Below are 18,114 nucleotides of genomic sequence, written 5' to 3'. Positions count from 1 at the left end.
GCGCTGGTCCTGCAGCAGGACCAGCCTGCCCAGTCGATCATGGACTTGTGGTGCCCGGCTTGGTGCTTGCCGGGCGTTTTGTCACCCACCACAACTCCATGATCGACGAGACTCGGCGGCTCCGGGGTTAGTCCTTGATCTGGTACGTCGGGCGGATCACCGCTCGGGCCAGGGTGTGGAACGTCAGGTTGAAGCCGACGTAGGCGGGGGTGGCGTCCGGGGTCAGGTCCAGGCGGTCGACGTCCAGGGCGTGCACCGCGAAGACGTACCGGTGCGGGCGGTCGCCGGCCGGCGGAGCCGCCCCGCCGTACCCCTGCTCGCCGTAGTCGTTGCGGACCGAGAACGCCCCACCGAGGTCGGTGCCCGCCGCGCCACCAGCCCCGGTGGGCAGCTGGGTGACGTCGACCGGCACGTTCACCAGCACCCAGTGCCAGAAACCGCTGCCCGTCGGCGCGTCCGGGTCGTAGCAGGTCACCGTGAAGCTCTTCGTCTCGGCGGGAAAGTCCGACCAGGCCAGCTGCGGCGAGACGTTGTCACCCCCGGTGCTGCCATGCGCGTGCCGGGCGTCCATCGGCTCGCCGTTCTGCACGTCGTCGCTCGTCAGCGTGAACGAGGGCAGCGTCGGCAGCAGTTCGTACGGGTCCGGGGCGATCGGTCGTTCCAGGGTCATGGGGACGCGTCCTTCCGATGTGCGGAGATACCAGCCCCTTCTTACCCCGCCGCGGCCCTCCCGACGACCGGAAGCACGCGCTGACCGACTGTGGTTTCGCAGAGCTACGGTTGAGTTCGGGCAACGTTCCGCAGGGGGACATCGTGGCCGGCATCTGGCGGGACTTCGCGATAGCCGTCCTCACCGCGTTCCGCCGCCGGGACGAACGAGCCATCGCCGACGACCGCCGACGCGCGGTGGAGCGACTGGCCGAGGAGACGATCCGCCGGGAGCGGCGAACCGTCGACCCGCCGGAGTGACCGGGAGGCCGGACGCCGGAACCCTCCGGGGCGAACAGACAAGATGATCTGATGTGGCGGATCTTCCGGTCCCGGCCGGTGGTCACCGCGGAGACTCACCGACCGACGCTGTTCGAGGTCTTCTTCGACCTGGTGCTCGTCTTCGGGCTCATCCGGGTCACCACGTTCATGAGCGAGCGACAGTCGTCGGTGACCCTGGTGCAGGGCCTGCTCGTCCTCATGCTGCTGTGGAACTCCTGGCTCGTCTATGCCTGGCTGGGCAACTACGTCCGGCTCGACGTCGGGTTGATCCGGGTCGGCATCGCCGTGGCGATGGCAGCCGTCTTCCTCATCGCGTTGGTCCTCCCCGAAGCCTGGGAAACCGGCAGGGGTACGAGGACACCCCGGCTGATCCTGGTGCTGGCGTACCTCGTGGTGCGGTCGACCCAGTTCGTTCTCTTCTACTGGGTGTCGGTGGACGACCCCCGGCGACTCAGAACCGTACGGCTCTACGCCCTCACCACAGCGCTGTCCTGGATCCCGCTCGTCCTCGGCGCGGTGTTCGGCGGCACCGCACAGATCCTGCTCTGGGCGGCGGCGCTCATCATCGACATGGGCGGTGGGGTGCTCGCCCTGCTGGTGGGCGGGTGGCCGATACGCAGCCCCGGCCACTTCGCGGAGCGGCACGGCCTGGTGGTGATCATCGCGCTCGGAGAGTCCCTGATCTCGGTCGGCGCCGGCGTCGGGACTCAGATGATCCACTGGCCGAGCCTGCTGGCGGCGCTGCTCACGCTCACCGTCATTGGTTGCCTGTACTGGCTGTACTTCCCCAGCGCGTCGAGCGCCGGGAACGCACTGACGACGGACTCCGGACTGCACCGGGGCTTCGTGGCCGGCAACGCCTACAGCGTCGCCCACCTCCCGCTGCTGGCGGGAACCATCTACGTGGCGCTGGGAGTCGAAGAGGTGCTCGCCGGCATGGCGCACGGGAAGTCGCACGAAACCCTGCACTGGATCCCGGCTGTCGCACTGTTCGGCGGGACCGCCCTGTACCTCGCGGGCCGGGCGACGTTCCTGGCACTCAGCGTCCGGTGCGTACGACCCGAGCAGTTTCTCGCCCCCGCTGTGGCGCTGCTGCTACTTCCCGTCGGCCGTTACCTGCCCGGTCTGGCCGCTCTGGGCCTGCTCACCGGGTTCCTCGTCATCCTGCTCAGCTACGAGGCGTGGACCAGGCGATCCGCATCGACCAGCGACTGACGGTGCTGCTCAACGCGCCCACCCAACGAACCGCTCGAACAGTTCGCCAGCGGCGACGGAGGGCAGTTCCGTGACCACCACCGCGTGCAAACTGCCCAGGTACATGGACAGCCCGATCCGGTCCCGGCCGTACGCCTCGGACAGGCGCACTCGGGCCGGAGCGCAAGGCCACGGAGTGTCCTGCTCGCAGCTACCGCAGACCCATTCGGGCCGTCGGGGGATGTGTTGGTCGGCCAGGCGGCTCGGCAAGACAGCGGCTGCCCGTTGACCCTGCGCCGATCGGGCTTGCACAGCCGCTCTTGCGGTGGTGGGGACCTCACCCATCATCGGCCGGCCCCGTCATCACCATGCTCGGAGGATCGGCGGCGGGCTTGAGCCAGCAACCGTGCCCGGGCGGCTTCCTGCTCTGCCCGTTGTATCGCCGGACCGGTGGCACTCAGCGGCGCACAAACCGCCGGTCGCTTGCCTCGCCGACGGAGCAGGTTGAACGGCCACATCATCGTGGTGCCCTCCCGTCTCAGGGGTAGCGGTCATCGCCCCAAATTCGGGCAAGGCCGCACACCCACTGCATTCGTGAGAACACGCTAGGCAGCAACGACGTGCGCAACGGGTACGCAGCGTACCCAGCGACAGGAGGTACCCCTACAGGTCTGGCACCGCGATCCGGCTCTCCAACTGGATCGCCTCGGCGCGGATTGCCGCTGGTGCCTCTCGGGCCAACCGGCCTGCCAACTCCTGAGCTGCCGGTGAGTATCGGACCGTCTCGGGAGAGGTGGACTCCGCGAGGCCCAACAGGTGAAGTGTCGCCTCCCTCGCCCCTTCCAGGTCGGCAGAGCGGGCAAGCTCGACGTAGTGCCGGCCCCGCCGTTCGGTCGACGGAATGGACGCCGGATCGAGCGAGTGTGCTCGCCGCTGCGCCTCGTCAGGATCGCCCAGGTCGACGGCGCACATCACCGCGTACACGTCTACCAACGGCCGCGAAACCCGGGTGCGCAGGCCGACGAAGCCGGCCGGCAGGGCCTGCTCGACCACCCGGCGAGCGGCGTCCCAGTCCGACCAGGCACCCTGATCACCGGTACGGGCCCGGGTAAGCGCGGTGCACAGGTGCAGGTCGGCCAGCATCTCGGCCCACTCACTCCCGCCATCGGCGACTCGGGGCTCGATCAGACCGCGAGCCTCCTGCAACCGCTCCAACGCCTCGTCGCCGCGACCGACGGCCCGCAGCAGATGAGCCGCATACCAGGTGGATTGGGCGATGGCGAGAGGATCGTCGGCATCGAGGGCCGCGGCCATGCCACGGTCGACGGTCAGCCAACACAGCTCGCGGTCACCGTGCCAGGCAAGGTAAGCCTGCGCGAGGTGATGCGCCTGGGCGAGCAAAGCGAGGCTGGCACGCCGGTCGTCGCCGGTGTGCAGCCGGGCCGCTCGCTGAGTCGCATCGAGCAGACCGGGCAGGAGAACGCTCACCTCGGTGCGTTGGTGCCGAGAGGTGTGCCAGGTCTGCCACGCGGAGTCGACGGCACCGCGCAAGTAGTCGGGGGACTCTGGTTCACCGGAGACGGTGATGTGCCAGGCGGTCAGCCCGCGACGGACATCGCCGATGGCGGGGTGACTAGGTCGGCCGTCCAATGACAGGGTCACCTGTGGCCCGAACAGATCACCGAGGTCACGCACGCCGAGGTGCGGAGCGATCTGCTGGGCGGCTCGCAAGGTCAGGCTTCGGCGTCCGTTCTCGACGAACTTGATGGTTGTCGGTGACAGAGCGGCAAGGCCGGCGAGCTGTTCGCGAGAAAGGCCGACGGCTCGACGAAGCCGCTCGACGCGCTGGCCAGGGGTGGGTTGCTGATCCGCCATGAGGCACCTCGCCGTATTGGGTACATCGTGTACCCCGACCGTACGCCGCGAGGAGGCACTCGTCGATGCCTACTCGCTGCGGTAGTTGATTCACTCGCATTCACTGGTGTCGGCGTATTCCTGAGCACCGAACACCCCGGCTTCCGGGAAGCCGAGTGGATCAAGCTCGGCGTTCGGATTGGCGGAGGGTGCGGGAGGTGACCGCCACCAACGACACACGGAAGCGCCCCCGGTCATACCGGCCGGGGGCGCTTCGCGCTATGCCTACGAACTCCTGGACTGTCGCATTGACGACCCGAGTGGGGCGTTTCGCCGCAGCTGTCCCATACCGTGCTCAGTCTCGGCCTGATCCCGTTGATGTGGCTGTGACCGAGCGCGCCTGTTAGTCGATCTTCTGGGTATGTAACCTCAAGAGGCAAGGAGCGTTTACCAAGTGTCACGCCCCAAGCACAGGTACAAAGAACTTGAGGACGTTCTCCAGGACGCCGAGCGCAAGGACTGGAGGATCACCGGCGGTGGGAAGAGCTACTTCAAGATGTACTGCCCCTGTCCGGAGAAGCACTGGAAGACCGTGAAGTGCACCCCCTCGGGGGCGAACTACTTGAGAGACCTGATCGGGCAGCTCAAGCGGGCTACATGCTGGGAGAAAGGTTGATCATGCGGCAGCATCGCATCGCGATCCAGATGACGCTCGAAAGCGACCCTCACGGGACTGACGCGCAGTATGAAGACTTCCTCGACGCCGTCCAAGAGCACCTGGACGAACTGGAGCACGAGGTGCAAATGGCCGCGAGTCTCGCTGACCGCACGGTCGAGTTCGCCACGAGCATCGAGGCCCCTGACTTCGAGAGCGCCGCCAACGCCCTGCTGGTCCAGATCCGTACAGCTCTACACGCGGCCGAGTGCCACACTGACGACTGGCCGCAGTACGTAGCGACCGACCGCAACCTGCGGGAGCTGCAAGAGGCATGATCTAACGCCCAACTATGCGCCCTCGGCTGTGATGGCTGGGGGCGCTTCGTCGTCTACCGACACATCGGGTGGTGCTACGGCCGTCCTCCCGCTGAGACCAACGCACACGATGAGCAGACCCAGCCATCGCCGCGCTTCGATCCATCAATGGCAACGGCGCCGCGTAGTACCCCCACCAGCATTCAGCCCCCGTCGGGAAACGAGGGCTGAGCTGCGTCAACGTAGATCACCAGCAGGCGGAGGGTGTGGGATTCGAACCCACGAAGACATCGCTGCCTTACCGGTTTTCAAGACCAGCGCCATCGGCCACTAGGCGAACCCTCCTTGACCGTCGCCCGTGGGCGTACGGCCACGCATAGTCTGCCACGGCTCGCTCCGGGCGGCCCGGCGTCCCTCCCCGGTACGCCGGCCAGGCGGTCTGCCGTGTCCACTGTGGGCTGGACGGTGCGCCTGCGGCACCCGGGAAGATCGGGAAGACTGGGCCCATGCGAGCCATCACGATTCCGGAGCCCGGTGGACCTGACGCGCTGGTGTGGGCCGAGGTGCCCGACCCGGAGCCGGGCCCGGACGAGGTGATCGTGGACGTGCGGGCCAGTGGGGTGAACCGCGCTGACCTGCTGCAACGGCAGGGGCACTACCCGCCGCCGCCGGGCGTGCCCGCGTACCCCGGGTTGGAATGCTCTGGGGTGATCACGGAGGTTGGCGCGGAGGTCGCCGGGTGGGCGGTCGGGCAGCAGGTCTGCGCGCTGCTGGCCGGCGGCGGGTACGCGGAGCGGGTCGCGGTCCCCGCCGGGCAGTTGCTGCCGGTGCCGGCCTGCGACCCGGTCGACGCGGCGGCGCTGCCCGAGGTGGCCTGCACGGTCTGGTCGAATCTGGTCCAGGTGGCGCGGCTCGGCGGGGGCGACACGCTGCTGGTGCACGGTGGCGGCAGCGGGATCGGCACCTTCGCCATCCAGTTCGGGGCGGCCCTCGGCGTGACAGTGCTGACCACCGCGCGGGAGGCCAAGCACGCCCGGCTGCGTGAGCTGGGTGCGGCACACGTCATCGACTACCGGGAGCAGGACTTCGTCGAGGAGGTCCGGCGGATCACCGACGGGCGCGGTGTCGACGTCATCCTCGACATCATGGGTGGGTCCTACCTGGGGCGGAACGTCTCCGCGCTGACCACCGGCGGTCGGCTCGTGGTGATCGGGATGCAGGGCGGGCGCAAGGCCGAGTTGGATCTCGGCGCGCTGATGACCAGGCGGGCCAGCGTCACCGCGACGTCGCTACGGTCCCGTCCGCTCGCTGAGAAGGCGGAGATCGTCCAGGGCGTACGGGACGAGGTGTGGCCGTTGGTCGAGGCGGGCCGGATCCGGCCAATCGTGGACCGGCGGCTGCCGATGACCGAGGCGGCGCAGGCGCACCGGCTCGTCGAGTCGAACGACCACTTCGGCAAGGTGCTGCTCACCCGCCCGCCGGGCGGAGGGTCGGCCGTCAGCTGAGCGGGCCGGCCGGGTCGGCGCACCTCAGCGACCTGACCGGCCCGGCCGTCAGTTGAGCGAGCCGGCCGGCGTCGGGTCGACGGTCGGTCGGGGCAGCACCAGTCGGGCGCCCGGGCCCTCGCCGGCCAGCGCGTCCTCCGGGTTGTTCAACGTGCAGCGCTGCAGGGACAGGCAGCCGCAGCCGATGCAGCCGTCCAGGTCGTCGCGGAGCCTGGTGAGCAGCCGGATCCGCTCGTCCAGCCGGCTGCGCCAGCTCGCCGACAGCCGCGCCCAGTCCTGCGGGCTCGGCGTGCGGGCCTCGGGGAGCGAGTCGAGTGCCTCCCGGATCTCGTCGAGCGAGACGCCGACCTGCTGGGAGATCCGGATGAAGGCGACCCGCCGCAGCTCGGCGCGGGCGTACCGGCGCTGGTTGCCGCCGGTGCGGTCGGCGCGGATCAGCCCGAGTCGCTCGTAGTAGCGCAGCGCCGACGGCGCCACCCCGGAGCGGGCGGACAGCTCACCGATCGTCAATGAATCCGGCATCCCCAGGTCCTTGAGTTGAAGTCCACTTCAACTAACACAGTAGTGGCATGGCCACCACACTGACCACCGACAGCAGCGCCCGACTGCCCGGGCTGATCCGACGACTGACCGGCGACGAGAAACACGCGCCGAGCGCGCACTCCACCGTCGACGTGCTCCAGGTGCTCTACGACCGGGTGCTGCAGGTCACCCCCGACACCGCCGACGACCCGGAGCGGGACCGATTCCTGCTCTCCAAGGGCCACGGACCGGCCGCCTACTACGCGGTGCTCGCCGCGCACAGCTTCATCCCGGACGCCTGGCTCGACGACCTGGCCGGACCGGAGAGCCGGCTCGGCCACCACCCGGACCGACTCCTGGTGCCCGGGGTCGAAATCGGCTCCGGCTCCCTCGGGCACGGCCTCGGGCTGGCCGTCGGCACCGCGCTCGGCCTGCGCGCCCAGGGGCTGCTCAACCCCCGGGTGTACGTGCTGCTCGGCGACGCCGAACTGGACGAGGGATCCAACCACGAGGCGATCGCGTACGCCGGAGCGACCGGCCTCGACAGCCTCACCGCTGTCGTTGTCGACAACGCGTCGGCCAGCCACGGGTGGGCCGGTGGCATCGCCGGCCGGTTCACCGTCAACGGTTGGACAGCCGACACCGTCGACGGCCGGAACCACGAAGCCCTGTATTCGGCACTGACCGGGCACCGACCACGACACCCGCACCTGGTGGTCGCCCGCATCGGGAGCAAGGGATGACCGACATGCGTACCGCCTCCATCGACACCGCCACAGCGCTCCTCGACGAGGACCCGCGTACCGCGCTGGTGCTGGCCGACATCTCGGCGAGCCAGTTCGCCCCAGCCGGCCACCGCCACCCGGACCGGGTGCTCAATGTCGGGATCCGGGAGCAACTGATGATCGGGGTGGCCGGCGGGCTGGCCCTGACCGGGCTGCGTCCGATCGCGCACTCGTACGCGACGTTCCTGGTGGACCGGGCGTACGAGCAGATCAAGTTGGATCTGGACCACCAGGGCGTGGGCGCCGTCCTGGTCAGCATCGGCGCGTCGTACGACGGGTCGGCTGAGGGTCGCACCCATCAGTCGCCCGGAGACGTGGCGCTCTTCGACTCCCTCGGTGACGGCTGGACCGTCCGGGTGCCCGGCCACCCGGACGAGGTGGGGCCGCTGCTGCGCAACGCCGCGACCACCGACGATCCGATCTACCTGCGGCTCTGCGAGCAGCGCAACGCCGAGGCGTACCCGGACGCCACCCGGCTACGGGTGCTCCGGCGGGGCCCGACGAATGCGCCCCTCGTGGTGGCGGTCGGACCAATGCTCGACCCCACCCTGGCGGCGACGGAGGGAATGGACGTGACAGTGGCGTACACCCACACACCCCGGCCGCTCGACACGCCCGGGCTGCGGGCGCTCGCCAACACCGACGTGGTGTTGGTCGAGCCGTACCTGGCGGGAACGTCGAGCTCTCTCGTCAGCCGGGCCCTGGCGGACGTGCCGCACCGGCTGCTCGCCCTCGGGGTGGGTCAGACCGACCTGCGACGGTACGGCGATCCGGCCGACCACGCCCGGTGGCACGGGCTGGACGCCGACGGCCTGCGGCGGTCGATCAGCGCGTTCCTGGGGTCAGTTGGCGGCTGAGACGGCGGGGCGGCGGCGAGCGCGCTCGCGCCCGAGGATCCAGATCGCCTCGACGCCGTCCTTCCAGGTGATCTTCTTGCCCTCTTCCCGGCCGCGTGCCCGGTAGCTGATCGGCACCTCGTACGGCCGGATCCGGCGACGCAGCAGCTTGCCGGTCACCTCGGCCTCCATGCCGAAGCCGCGCGAGCGCACCCCGAGCGACCGGTAGAGAGCCACCGGCATCAGCTTGAAGCAGGTCTCCAGGTCGCCGATGTACGAGTTGAACAGCACGTTGGCCGCCATCGTGACGCCCTTGTTGCCCATCACGTACCAGAAGCTGTAGGCGCTGTGGCTGCCGAAGGTGCGATTGCCGTAGACCACAGTGGCCCGGCCGTCGAGCACCGGGTCGAGCAGCTTGGGGATGTCCTGCGGGTCGTACTCCAGGTCGGCGTCGAGGATGACCATGTAGTCACCCTCCGCGCTGTCGACCGCCGTCTTGATGGCGGCACCCTTGCCGGCGTTGCGTTGGTGGGTGATGACCCGAAGGCGCGCGTCGTCGGCGCGACCGAGGACCTCGCCGGTGCCGTCGCGGCTGCCGTCGTCGACGACGACCAACTCGATCTCACACGGATAGTCAACCGCCAATGCCTGCTTGAGGGCATCCGCGATGCGTTCTTCCTCGTTGTAGACCGGCATGAGGATCGAGAGCTTCACGGGGATCTCCACGGTGGCGGCAACACGTCGGCCATAGCCTAACCTGGTTGGTTTGTTTACCGCGTACCGCTACCGCTGGGCAGTCGACGCGGCGGCCTCAGATCAATGGTGTTTACTTCCGCCATGTCGGCTGCCGGCTCCCTGCTCGCGGTGGTTCCTGCCGCCGCGGTGCTTTTGCTCATCGTCGCGGCGATGCCACGAGAGGCTGGCGCAGTGGCACCGCTGCGGCTCGCCGTGGTGCGCGCCGTCCTGCTCAGCGGGGCGTACGCGGTGCTCGTCGTCGAGGTGCTCGGCGCGTCGCACGCGCTGACCCGAGGCGCGTTCACAGTCGCCTGGCTGCTTCTGCTGGTCGCAGCCGCGGCGGCGGTCGGTCTGCGCTGGCGACGGGCGACCCGCCCCGGGCAGCCGAGCGCCGCCGCACCGGTGCCGGTCAGCGCTGCGCCGGCAGTCAGCACCGCACCGCAGCCGGTCCCGGTCGGCGCCGTGGTGTCCCGTGGCGGACCCGACGTGTCCGTCCCGGCCGCCGAGCGCGGTGAGCCCGGCCCCGCGCCGATCCGGGCTGCTCGGGGGTTCGCTGACCTTCGTGGTGCAGCGGTCGAGGCGTGGCGTACGGCCCGGCCGGGTGAGCGGCTCCTCGCCGGCACGGTCGGCGGGCTGGTCCTGGTGGAGCTGCTGGTCGCGCTGCTGGCCGAGCCGAACAACTTCGACTCGCAGACGTACCACCTGCCGAAGGTGGAGCACTGGGTGGCCCAGGGCGACCTGGACTTCTGGCCCACCGCCATCCACCGGCAGGTGACCATTCCGCCCGGAGCCGAGTACCTGCTGCTGCACCTGCGCCTGCTCACCGGCGGGGACCACCTGCACAACCTGGTGCAGTGGGCGGCCGGAGTGGTCTGCCTCCTGGTGGCCGCACGGATCACCGCGCAGCTCGGCGGCGGCCGGCGGGCCCAGTTGCTCACCACGTTCGTGCTGGCGACCACGCCGATGGTCGTGCTCCAGGCGACCAGCACGCAGACCGACCTGATCTGCGCGGCGTGGGTGGCCTGCGCGGCGACCCTGACGCTGGACGGGCTGAGTCGACGGACCGGCTGGGGCACGCTGCTCGGGCTGGGGGCGGCCACCGGGTTGACCGCGGTGACCAAGACCAGCGGCCTGATCGCGGTCGGCCCGCTGCTGGTGCTCTGGGGCCTGGCCCAGTTGAGGCTGGCCCGGGCCGATCGATCGGCGCTGGCAGGCCCGACAGCGCCCGCCGGGGGTCGGCGGGCCTGGCCGATCGGCGGGTTGGCCCGCACTGTCGGCGGTTCGGTGCTGATCCTGGTGGTCGCTGCCGTGGTGGTCGGCCCCTTCCTGGCCCGGGTGACCGCCGAGTTCGGGCACCCGCTGGGGCCGCCCCGGCTGCGCGAGTCCATCCCCATGGAACGGCACGACCCGGCGTCGATAGTGGTCAACGCGCTGCGGATCGGGCACACCGCATTCGACACGCCGCTTGCACCGCTGCGTCGGGCCGGAGCCGAGGTGATCATCAGCGGCGCCGAGGCGATCGGGGTCGACCCGCAGGACCGCGCGATCACCTTCGGGCGGGAGCTGTTCCCGGAGCCGGCCTGGTATCCGGACGAGGACCGGGTGGCGTTCCCGCTGGCCGGGGCGTTGGCGGTGATCGGTGCGGTGATCGCGCTCGCCCGACCACGGCGGATCACTTCCGAGCGGGCGGGGTCGCTGCGGGCGTACGCCGTGGTGGTGCTGACCGCCGTGCTGCTGCACACCGCGATGATCAAGTGGCAGCCGTGGGGCAACCGGCTGCTGCTCTACGCCGTCGTGCTCGCCACGCCCCTCGCCGGCCTCTGGCTGGACGCTCTCCTGCGCAACCGCGCGGGTGGGCGTCGAACTGTTGCCACCGTGGCGGCCGTCACCGTGCTGGCCACCTCGGCGCTGGCCGGAGTGCTCGCCCTGTCGTACGGCTTCCCGCGCCGGCTGGTCGGTTCCGGCTCGGTGTTCACCACCTCGGACTGGGACACCCGGTTCCTGCGCCGCCCCCAGTGGGCCGACGAGTTCCGCTGGGCGGCGACAGCGGTCCAGGACAGTGGTGCGCGACGGATCGGGCTGGTGCAGCAGAACGACAACTGGGAATACCCGTGGTGGCTGCTGCTGCGGCAGCCCGACGGCGGCTCACCGGACCTGGTGGCGTTGCAGTCGGTGTTGCCGGAACGACCGCCGGCCGATCCCGCCTCGGTCGACGCGATCGTCTGCACCGGCAACAAGGCGGCCTGCGCCAAACTCGTCCCGGCCGGCTGGCGGCTGGAGTTCCGCAGCTACGTCGGCTACGCCCTGCCGCCGGGCCGCTAAAGCCGCCGTGGGGGGTCGGATAGTCCGATCCGGGCGGTTCTGCATTCCGCGCGCAAGGATCTGAAGCGCATTCACATCTGTTGATTCGCACGTTACCGTCTGGTAACTCAATCGACGTCCCGCGATTGAGCCGAAAGGAGTGCGTCGATGCCTGCAATCCCCGCCAGGCCCGAACGCGCGACCCGACGACGGGCCATCACCGTCGCCGTCGCCGTCGCCGCTCTCGTCCTACCGATGCTCGCCGGACCGGCCACCCCCGCCACCGCAGCCGACCGACCAACCGTCCAACCACTCCCCGCCAACCTCGAAGCCATCCGGGCCGCCGAGGCGACCGCCCTCTACGGCAGCCCGGCGATCCGTCCGATCGAACAACGGCGTACCGCGCTGATCACCATGGGCGACAGCGAGATCTCCGGTGAGGGCGTCGGCAACTACGTCCCCGGCACCCACCAGGACGGCAACTGGTGCGACCGCTCGTACGACCAGGCGGTGTTCCGCACCGGCATCCCGTCGGACGTGCGCTACAACATCGCCTGCTCCGGTGCCACCCCGTGGAACCTCATCGCCGGCGGCCCCACCCAGCACAACGAGCTCAACCAGGGTGACCACCTGGGCATCAAGGCACGCAACACACACGTGAAGCTGATCTGGGTGGTGGTCGGCGCGAACGGTGACGGCACCATCCAGTTCGGTCCGGTCGCCACCGACTGCGCCGTCCGCCGGGTCTTCTTCCAGGGCGCCTGCTACCCCACCTACACCGACCAGTGGACGATCCGCACCGACGGCAGCCGGCAGGCGGTGGAGTCGGCCCTGACCGACATCCGGCAGACCATGACCAACGCCGGTTACCTGCGGTCGGACTACGAACTGGTGCTGATGTCGTACCCGAGCCCCGGCAGCCCCGACGTGGAGGACAACCCCAACTTCCCCGGCTGGTACTCCGGCGGTTGTCTGCTCTACCTGGCCGACGCGGCGTTCGCCCGGAACAAGGCGGTGCCGATGTTCGAGTCGGCGCTGCGCTCGGCCGCGGCGAACACCGGAACCCGCTACCTGGACGCCAGCCGGCTCTTCCACGGGCACGAGGTGTGCACCGACAACACCTCGGTGCGCGGCCTCTTCATCGAGGTCGGCATCTGGAACGAGAACGCCGCCCGACAGTCGTTCCACCCCAACGCCCGCGGGCACGGCATGTTCGCCCAGTGCATCACCCAGTTCTGGAACTCCGGGCAGACGCGGGCGAGCTGCGTCGACCCGGCCAGCACCGGCGGCGGCGTGCTCTACCCGGGCCTGCTGGAGTTCAAGCAACTGCGCAACCTGGCCACCGGCACCTGTGTCGACGGCAAGGGGTACGACTCCCGCAACGGCACGGCGCAGCAGCCGTACTCCTGCCACGGTGGGCGCAACCAGGGCTTCTGGTACGACTCGGCCAGGCGGTCGTTGCACTCGGAGCTGTCCCACGACCGTTGCCTGGACGTCGCCAACAGCTCGATGACAGCCGGCACCGCGGTCAACATCTACGACTGCAACGGCACCGGCGCGCAGCAGTTCGTCTTCTCCGGCAACCAGATCAGGCCGGCCGTCGCGAGCAACCTCTGCGTGGCGTTCGACAACCCGTTGCTGGGTAGCTCTCGCCTGCGGTTGGCGAACTGCTCCAGCAGCAGCCGGCAGCAGTGGTCGTTCGAGACCCGTACCGCCGCCAACCCGGTCGGCTACGGTCACGACGACTTCATCGGCTCCCGCGTCTACTGACACCGGGAAAGGGGGCCCTGGCGTCGGCCAGGGCCCCCTTTCGCTCACTTGGCTCGGGGGATGAGGATGAGCCGGGCCACGCCCTTGTCGCCGTCCTTCGCGCCGGCGACGCCGAGCGTCGCGCCGACCTTCACCTCGCTCGGCTGCACCGTGGCCCGCCGCTCGACCACCCGCAGGTCGTCGCCGAAGGTCCAGGTCATTGTGAAGCCGTCGGTGGACTTGACGGTCACCGAGTCGCCGTCGATCGCTGTCACCTCGCCGCGCTGCACGGCGACGGTCTGCGTACCGCCGTCCTTCGTCTTCACCACCGCCTCACCGTGCAGGGTGTTCTTACGCAGCAGCACGCGGGCCTGGCGGCGCTTGCGCCACTCCTCACCGCGCTTCTCCCGGGCCTTCTCCTTGGCGCTGGGGGACGTACCCGGCGTCGGCGTGGCCGGTGCGGCGACGGTCAGCACGTCCAGGTCGTCGGCGTCGAAGCCCATCGCGGCCAGCGCCTGCCCCTCGACTCCCATGGCGGCGGCGACCTCGACGGCGACATCCCGGGCGGGCTGGCTGGCCACCTCGGCCGCGCCGCAGCCGCTGACGCCGAGCGCGACCGCCGCGAGCAGTGCCGTGGTGCCGGTGGCGATACCCCAACGTGGCATGACTCTCCCTCTCGGTCAGTGGAGCCCTCAGCCTTCCCCGGAACGACGAGCGGAGCGTCAGGACGATGTTCGAGTCAGGTAAGGATCACCGGGCAGCCGGACGGTGAAGGCGGCACCGCCCTCCGGCGCGTGCCCGGCGGCGATCTCCCCGCCCAACCGGCGGACCAGCCCGGCGGCCAGCGCCAACCCCAGCCCGCTGCCCACCTTGCGCACCCCCCGGTAACGCTCGTGCAGCGCACCGCGTTCGAAGGCCACCGCCAGGTCGTCGTCGGTGAAGCCGGGCCCGCCGTCGCGGACCTCGAACACGCCGCCGTGCGCCGGGTCCGCGCCGGCCGGCCGGACCGCGAGCACCACCGGCGACCCCGGGGGTACGACCCGCAGCGCGTTCTCCAGCAGCCCGTCCAGGACCTGCCGGATCCTCCCGGGATCGGTGTACGCGGGCACCGGCTGACCGGGCGTCTCCACCCGGAACGGCACGCCCACCGCCGCGCACCGACCGGACCAGGTCGGCGCCGCGTCCACTGCCAGTTGGGTCAGGTCCACCGGCACCGGTTCCAGGGGAAAGTCGGCGGCCTCCAGCCGGGCCAGTGCCAACAGGTCGCCGATCAGCCGGTCCAGGTGCTGGGCCTCGGCCAGCATCGTCCGACCGGTGTCCACCGTGTCGTCGGCGCCGAGCACCCCGTCGGCGAGCGCCTCGGCGTACCCCCGGATCGCGGTCAGCGGAGTGCGTAGCTCGTGCGAGACGGAGAGCAGAAACTCCCGCTGTCGGCCCTCGCTGGTGGCCAGAGCGGCAGCCAGACCGTTCAACGCCTCGGCCAGGTCGGCGACCTCGTCCGGCGACTCGACCGGCACCCGGACGGCCCGGTCACCGGCGCGCAGCCGGGCGGCTGCGGTGGCCGCGACCCGGATCGGCCGGGCCAGCCGACGGGCCAGCAGCAGCCCGGCCACCACACCGGCGGTCAACCCGGCCAGCAGCGGCAACCAGAGACTGAGCAGCACCCGGACCCACAGCCCGTCGGCCAGCGGACGGGAGAGCACCACCCCGTTGCCGCCGGGCAGGGCCCGACCCTCGACCAGGGCCCGCTCACCGTTGACGGAGCGGCGGGCCGACACGTTGCGGCCCTGCCCGATCCGCTGCACCACCCGCTGTGGCAGACCCGCCCGGTCGACCGCCCCACGGCGGATCAGGTACGCGTCGATGCCCTGGTCGCGCAGTTGTTGGATGAGCCGTTCCTCGTCGGCGCTGCGTCCCCGGTCGAGGCGGGTCCGCAGCACCTCGGCGGCGAGTCGGGCCTGGGCGGCGAGCGCTTCCTGCTCGCTCCGCTCCGCGCCACGGATCGCCAACGGCACCGCGACGATGGCGGTGACCAGCACCGACACCAGTGCCACCGCGCAGGTGACGAGCACCGCGCGGGCGGTCAGCGTACGGCCGGTTCGGCCTCGTCGGGGTGCGGTGGGTGGGGCGCCGACCACCGGCAGTGCCATTGTCGGCGACTCGACGTGCCGGGGGTGGTCAGGCATCTACCGCGTACCCGACGCCGCGATGGGTCCGGATCACGCTCGCCGGGCCGAGCTTCGCCCGCACCTGGGCGACGTGCACGTCCACCGTCCGGGTGCCGGCGTGCGCCGCGTAGCCCCAGACTCCGGCCAGCAGCTCCTCCCGGGTGAAGACCCGGCCGGGCCGGGCCATCAGGTGGGCCAGCAGGTCGAACTCGGTGGAGGTGAGCTGCACCGGGGCACCGGCGGCGGTGACAGTACGGCGGGCCGGGTCGAGGGTCACCCGGCCGACGACACGTGGGCGGTCCGCGCCCTCCGGGCCGCCGGCGGATCGGCGCAGCACCGCGCGGACGCGGGCGACCAGTTCCCGAGGGCTGAACGGCTTGGTGACGTAGTCGTCGGCACCCAACTCCAGGCCGACGATCCGGTCCACCTCGTCGTCGCGTGCGGTGAGGAAGATGACAGGGGTCCAGTCGCCGGCCTCGCGCAGCCGGCGGCAGATTTCGGTGCCGGGCAGACCCGGCAGCGCGATGTCCAGGACGCAGGCCACCGGGCGCATCCGGCGGGCCGCGCTCAGACCGGCCTCGCCGTCACGTTCCAGGTGGACGCCGAACCCGTCCCGGGTCAGGTAGAGCCGGACCAGGTCGGCGATGGCCGGCTCGTCCTCCACGACGAGGACGAGCCCGCGATGCGGTGGTTCGACGGTCACCGGACCATGATTGCCGACCGCGCAGGCTCGGCGCGATCGGTGTGTGTTCGAGTTAGGTAAAGGCGGGGTCAGCTCACCAGGACGGAGCGAACAGCCCGGGTCGGGCGGCGGCCGGCGCGTCACCGATGCTGGCGACGACCCGCGCGCCGGGCGGCCGCAGGCGGGTCCGGAACGCCTGGTTGAGCAACGCGTCGAGCTGCCAGACCTGCTTCGGGTGACTGGTCCGGATCAGGAACCGCTCACGGATCCCGTCGATCGCGGTGGCCGCCATCTCGACCGACTGCAGCCGCGGGTCCGGGCTCCAGGTGACGTTGCTCAGCTCGCGCAACTCGGTGTTGAGGTGCAGGCGTAGTCGGTGCAGGACGCGGGTCTGCTGGGTCACCACCAGGCGGCGGTGCGTGAGTAGCAACAGGTAGTCGCCGGTGACCGGGCGGTCGGGGCGGCTGCAACGGGTGACCAGGATGGTGGCGTCACCGGAGCCGACGCAGCGCCGGAAGACCGGCATGTGCCGGCTCACCGTCTGCACGGCCAGGCCAGCCTCAGCGGCGGCCGGGAGGAACGTTCGGGAGAAGACGTCCATGACCTGCCCAACGACGTCCCCAGCAGGGTGACGTGGGTCACCTGGAATTTTTGGAAGTTCCACGCCGCCTGTCGCACTGCCTGTCCGACTTCCGACTCGGACGGATCATGGTCAGGAGTTCGGCTGAAGTGGACTGGCGGCGAACAGCTCCTCCAGCCACCCCGGGACCGCGTCGGCGTACTCGGCGCGGGACTCCTCGGCGGTGTCCAGCGCCCGACGCCAGGACAGCGACCGGCTCACCGGACCCAGGCCGACAGCGAGGTCGGCGGCCTCCACGAGGGTCCGCCGGTCGTACCGGTCGGTCCACACCTCCAGGTACGCGTCGCGCAACCGCACCAGCTGGGCGTCGTGGGGGGCAAGCTTCCCGGCGTGCCCGACGGTGCGCAGGGTCACCAGCAGCGTGCCGAACGGGTGCGCCACGGAGGCGTCGCCCCAGTCGAAGTACCGGTACCCGGCCGCGCCGGCGAAGACGTTGCCGTCGTGCAGGTCGTCGTGTTGCACGGTCGCCGGAATGCCGAGGTCGGCGAGCCGGCGGCACCGCTGCGCGTACGCCGGCAGCTCGGCCCGCAACCGCTCGTGCATTTCCGGACGGAGCCCACAGTCGGCGCCGATCAGCAGCGCCTCGTGATCGTCGAGCAGCTCGGCGAAGAGACCGGCCAGCACCTCCGGACGCTGATCCGGCACGCCCGAGGCGACCAGCTCGTCGGCGCGCGACGCGCTCGCCAGTTGCAGCGCGGCGTACCCGGGCAGCGCCCGCTCCCAGTGCGCCAGGTCGGGGTCGCGCGCCAGCACGTCGCGCAACAACTCGCCGCCGTCGGGCAGCAGCGACCAGCCCTGCGCCGGGTCCACCGCGATCGGCGTGAGCACCCGGTCGGGCGTCAACTCGGCGAGCGCCGCGATCAGGACGGCCTCGTGCACGGTGCCCGGGTTGTTGGCCTTGAACCAGACCGGACCGTCGTCGGTGGGCACCCGCCACACCAGCGACCAGGGCCGCAGCCTCGGCTCCACCGGCCCGGTCACCCGTCGGCCGGCCCGGCTGAGCTGCGCGTCGACCCAGGACCGGGCCCGCACCTGCCACTGCTCGCTGGACCAGTCGGGGGCACGCTCACCGGCGATCGTCGTCACGCTGGGCACCCTAGGCCGTCTGCCCGACGTTGGGGACCGCTTTTCCGGCCGGCACGTCGCGGCGTCCCACCGAAGGCCCGCACCTCTGCCGATTG

The 18,114-nt window shown here is 70.7% G+C and carries 19 protein-coding genes and 1 tRNA gene; 9 read left to right on the top strand and 11 right to left on the bottom strand.

The window, feature by feature from the left end:
• Positions 1–127 precede the first annotated feature (127 nt).
• A complete protein-coding gene (locus ACFYPG_RS12280) occupies positions 128–670 on the bottom strand; it encodes a YbhB/YbcL family Raf kinase inhibitor-like protein (RefSeq protein WP_354943924.1) in 543 nt (180 codons plus the stop codon).
• Between the two features lie 143 nt (positions 671–813).
• Here ACFYPG_RS12280 and ACFYPG_RS12275 point away from each other — a divergent pair, with 143 nt between their 5' ends.
• Together ACFYPG_RS12275 and ACFYPG_RS12270 are read left to right on the top strand one after the other, a co-directional pair.
• Entirely contained in the window at positions 814–969 is a 156-nt protein-coding gene (locus ACFYPG_RS12275; protein ID WP_387351776.1) for a hypothetical protein, read from the top strand.
• A 51-nt stretch (positions 970–1,020) separates the two neighbouring features.
• On the top strand, positions 1,021–2,205 hold the full coding sequence (locus ACFYPG_RS12270; protein WP_387351774.1) for a low temperature requirement protein A: 1,185 nt from the start codon (positions 1,021–1,023) through the stop codon (positions 2,203–2,205).
• Positions 2,206–2,214: 9 nt separating this feature from the next.
• Here ACFYPG_RS12270 and ACFYPG_RS12265 read toward each other — a convergent pair whose 3' ends face one another.
• The gene (locus tag ACFYPG_RS12265; protein ID WP_387351772.1) at positions 2,215–2,355 is read right to left on the bottom strand and encodes a hypothetical protein; all 141 of its coding nucleotides are present in this window, start codon (positions 2,353–2,355) and stop codon (positions 2,215–2,217) included.
• Positions 2,356–2,847: 492 nt separating this feature from the next.
• Entirely contained in the window at positions 2,848–4,059 is a 1,212-nt protein-coding gene (locus ACFYPG_RS12260; RefSeq protein ID WP_387351771.1) for a helix-turn-helix domain-containing protein, read from the bottom strand.
• A gap of 433 nt (positions 4,060–4,492) precedes the next feature.
• Between ACFYPG_RS12260 and ACFYPG_RS12255 the strand changes: the two genes are divergently transcribed.
• Positions 4,493–4,714 (top strand): hypothetical protein, encoded by a 222-nt coding sequence (locus tag ACFYPG_RS12255; protein ID WP_355004433.1) that lies wholly within the window; start codon positions 4,493–4,495, stop codon positions 4,712–4,714.
• 2 nt (positions 4,715–4,716) lie between these two features.
• The gene (locus tag ACFYPG_RS12250) at positions 4,717–5,031 is read left to right on the top strand and encodes a hypothetical protein (protein ID WP_355004434.1); all 315 of its coding nucleotides are present in this window, start codon (positions 4,717–4,719) and stop codon (positions 5,029–5,031) included.
• 237 nt (positions 5,032–5,268) lie between these two features.
• Here the strand turns inward: ACFYPG_RS12250 and ACFYPG_RS12245 are convergent.
• Positions 5,269–5,355, bottom strand: a tRNA-Ser gene (locus ACFYPG_RS12245).
• Between the two features lie 161 nt (positions 5,356–5,516).
• Between ACFYPG_RS12245 and ACFYPG_RS12240 the strand changes: the two genes are divergently transcribed.
• The gene (locus ACFYPG_RS12240) at positions 5,517–6,515 is read left to right on the top strand and encodes an NAD(P)H-quinone oxidoreductase (protein WP_387351769.1); all 999 of its coding nucleotides are present in this window, start codon (positions 5,517–5,519) and stop codon (positions 6,513–6,515) included.
• 48 nt (positions 6,516–6,563) lie between these two features.
• On the opposite strand, the gene soxR is transcribed toward ACFYPG_RS12240, so the two are convergent.
• Positions 6,564–7,037: a redox-sensitive transcriptional activator SoxR gene (soxR, locus tag ACFYPG_RS12235; RefSeq protein ID WP_387351767.1), complete on the bottom strand. Its 474-nt coding sequence runs from the start codon at positions 7,035–7,037 to the stop codon at positions 6,564–6,566.
• 47 nt (positions 7,038–7,084) lie between these two features.
• Here soxR and ACFYPG_RS12230 point away from each other — a divergent pair, with 47 nt between their 5' ends.
• Positions 7,085–7,780, top strand: a complete 696-nt coding sequence (locus ACFYPG_RS12230; protein ID WP_387351765.1) for a transketolase — start codon at positions 7,085–7,087, stop codon at positions 7,778–7,780.
• Positions 7,781–7,785: 5 nt separating this feature from the next.
• Positions 7,786–8,679, top strand: a complete 894-nt coding sequence (locus ACFYPG_RS12225) for a transketolase family protein (protein WP_387351874.1) — start codon at positions 7,786–7,788, stop codon at positions 8,677–8,679.
• Here ACFYPG_RS12225 and ACFYPG_RS12220 read toward each other — a convergent pair.
• Positions 8,665–9,372, bottom strand: a complete 708-nt coding sequence (locus ACFYPG_RS12220) for a glycosyltransferase family 2 protein (RefSeq protein ID WP_091397575.1) — start codon at positions 9,370–9,372, stop codon at positions 8,665–8,667. The two genes, ACFYPG_RS12225 and ACFYPG_RS12220, sit on opposite strands and share 15 nt — an antisense overlap.
• A 192-nt stretch (positions 9,373–9,564) precedes the next feature.
• On the opposite strand from ACFYPG_RS12220, the gene ACFYPG_RS12215 reads away from it, so the two are divergent.
• Positions 9,565–11,715: a glycosyltransferase family 39 protein gene (locus ACFYPG_RS12215; RefSeq protein WP_387351763.1), complete on the top strand. Its 2,151-nt coding sequence runs from the start codon at positions 9,565–9,567 to the stop codon at positions 11,713–11,715.
• A gap of 147 nt (positions 11,716–11,862) precedes the next feature.
• A complete protein-coding gene (locus ACFYPG_RS12210) occupies positions 11,863–13,464 on the top strand; it encodes a ricin-type beta-trefoil lectin domain protein (protein WP_387351761.1) in 1,602 nt (533 codons plus the stop codon).
• A gap of 44 nt (positions 13,465–13,508) precedes the next feature.
• Here ACFYPG_RS12210 and ACFYPG_RS12205 read toward each other — a convergent pair whose 3' ends face one another.
• The 5 genes from ACFYPG_RS12205 to ACFYPG_RS12185 all read right to left on the bottom strand — a co-directional run bounded on the left by ACFYPG_RS12205 (position 13,509) and on the right by ACFYPG_RS12185 (position 18,019).
• Positions 13,509–14,108: a hypothetical protein gene (locus ACFYPG_RS12205; RefSeq protein WP_387351760.1), complete on the bottom strand. Its 600-nt coding sequence runs from the start codon at positions 14,106–14,108 to the stop codon at positions 13,509–13,511.
• A 57-nt stretch (positions 14,109–14,165) separates the two neighbouring features.
• Positions 14,166–15,629, bottom strand: a complete 1,464-nt coding sequence (locus tag ACFYPG_RS12200) for a sensor histidine kinase (protein ID WP_387351759.1) — start codon at positions 15,627–15,629, stop codon at positions 14,166–14,168.
• Positions 15,622–16,314 (bottom strand): response regulator transcription factor, encoded by a 693-nt coding sequence (locus ACFYPG_RS12195; RefSeq protein ID WP_387351758.1) that lies wholly within the window; start codon positions 16,312–16,314, stop codon positions 15,622–15,624. The genes ACFYPG_RS12200 and ACFYPG_RS12195 overlap by 8 nt, the downstream gene beginning before the upstream one ends.
• 73 nt (positions 16,315–16,387) lie before the next feature.
• Positions 16,388–16,894, bottom strand: a complete 507-nt coding sequence (locus tag ACFYPG_RS12190) for a hypothetical protein (RefSeq protein ID WP_355004442.1) — start codon at positions 16,892–16,894, stop codon at positions 16,388–16,390.
• Positions 16,895–17,005: 111 nt separating this feature from the next.
• The gene (locus tag ACFYPG_RS12185) at positions 17,006–18,019 is read right to left on the bottom strand and encodes an aminoglycoside phosphotransferase family protein (protein WP_387351757.1); all 1,014 of its coding nucleotides are present in this window, start codon (positions 18,017–18,019) and stop codon (positions 17,006–17,008) included.
• Between the last annotated feature and the right edge of the window lie 95 nt (positions 18,020–18,114).

Source organism: Micromonospora sp. NPDC005553 (assembly GCF_042871765.1).
Classification (GTDB): Bacteria; Actinomycetota; Actinomycetes; order Mycobacteriales; family Micromonosporaceae; genus Micromonospora.
This window is presented reverse-complemented; position numbering and strand designations above follow the sequence as displayed.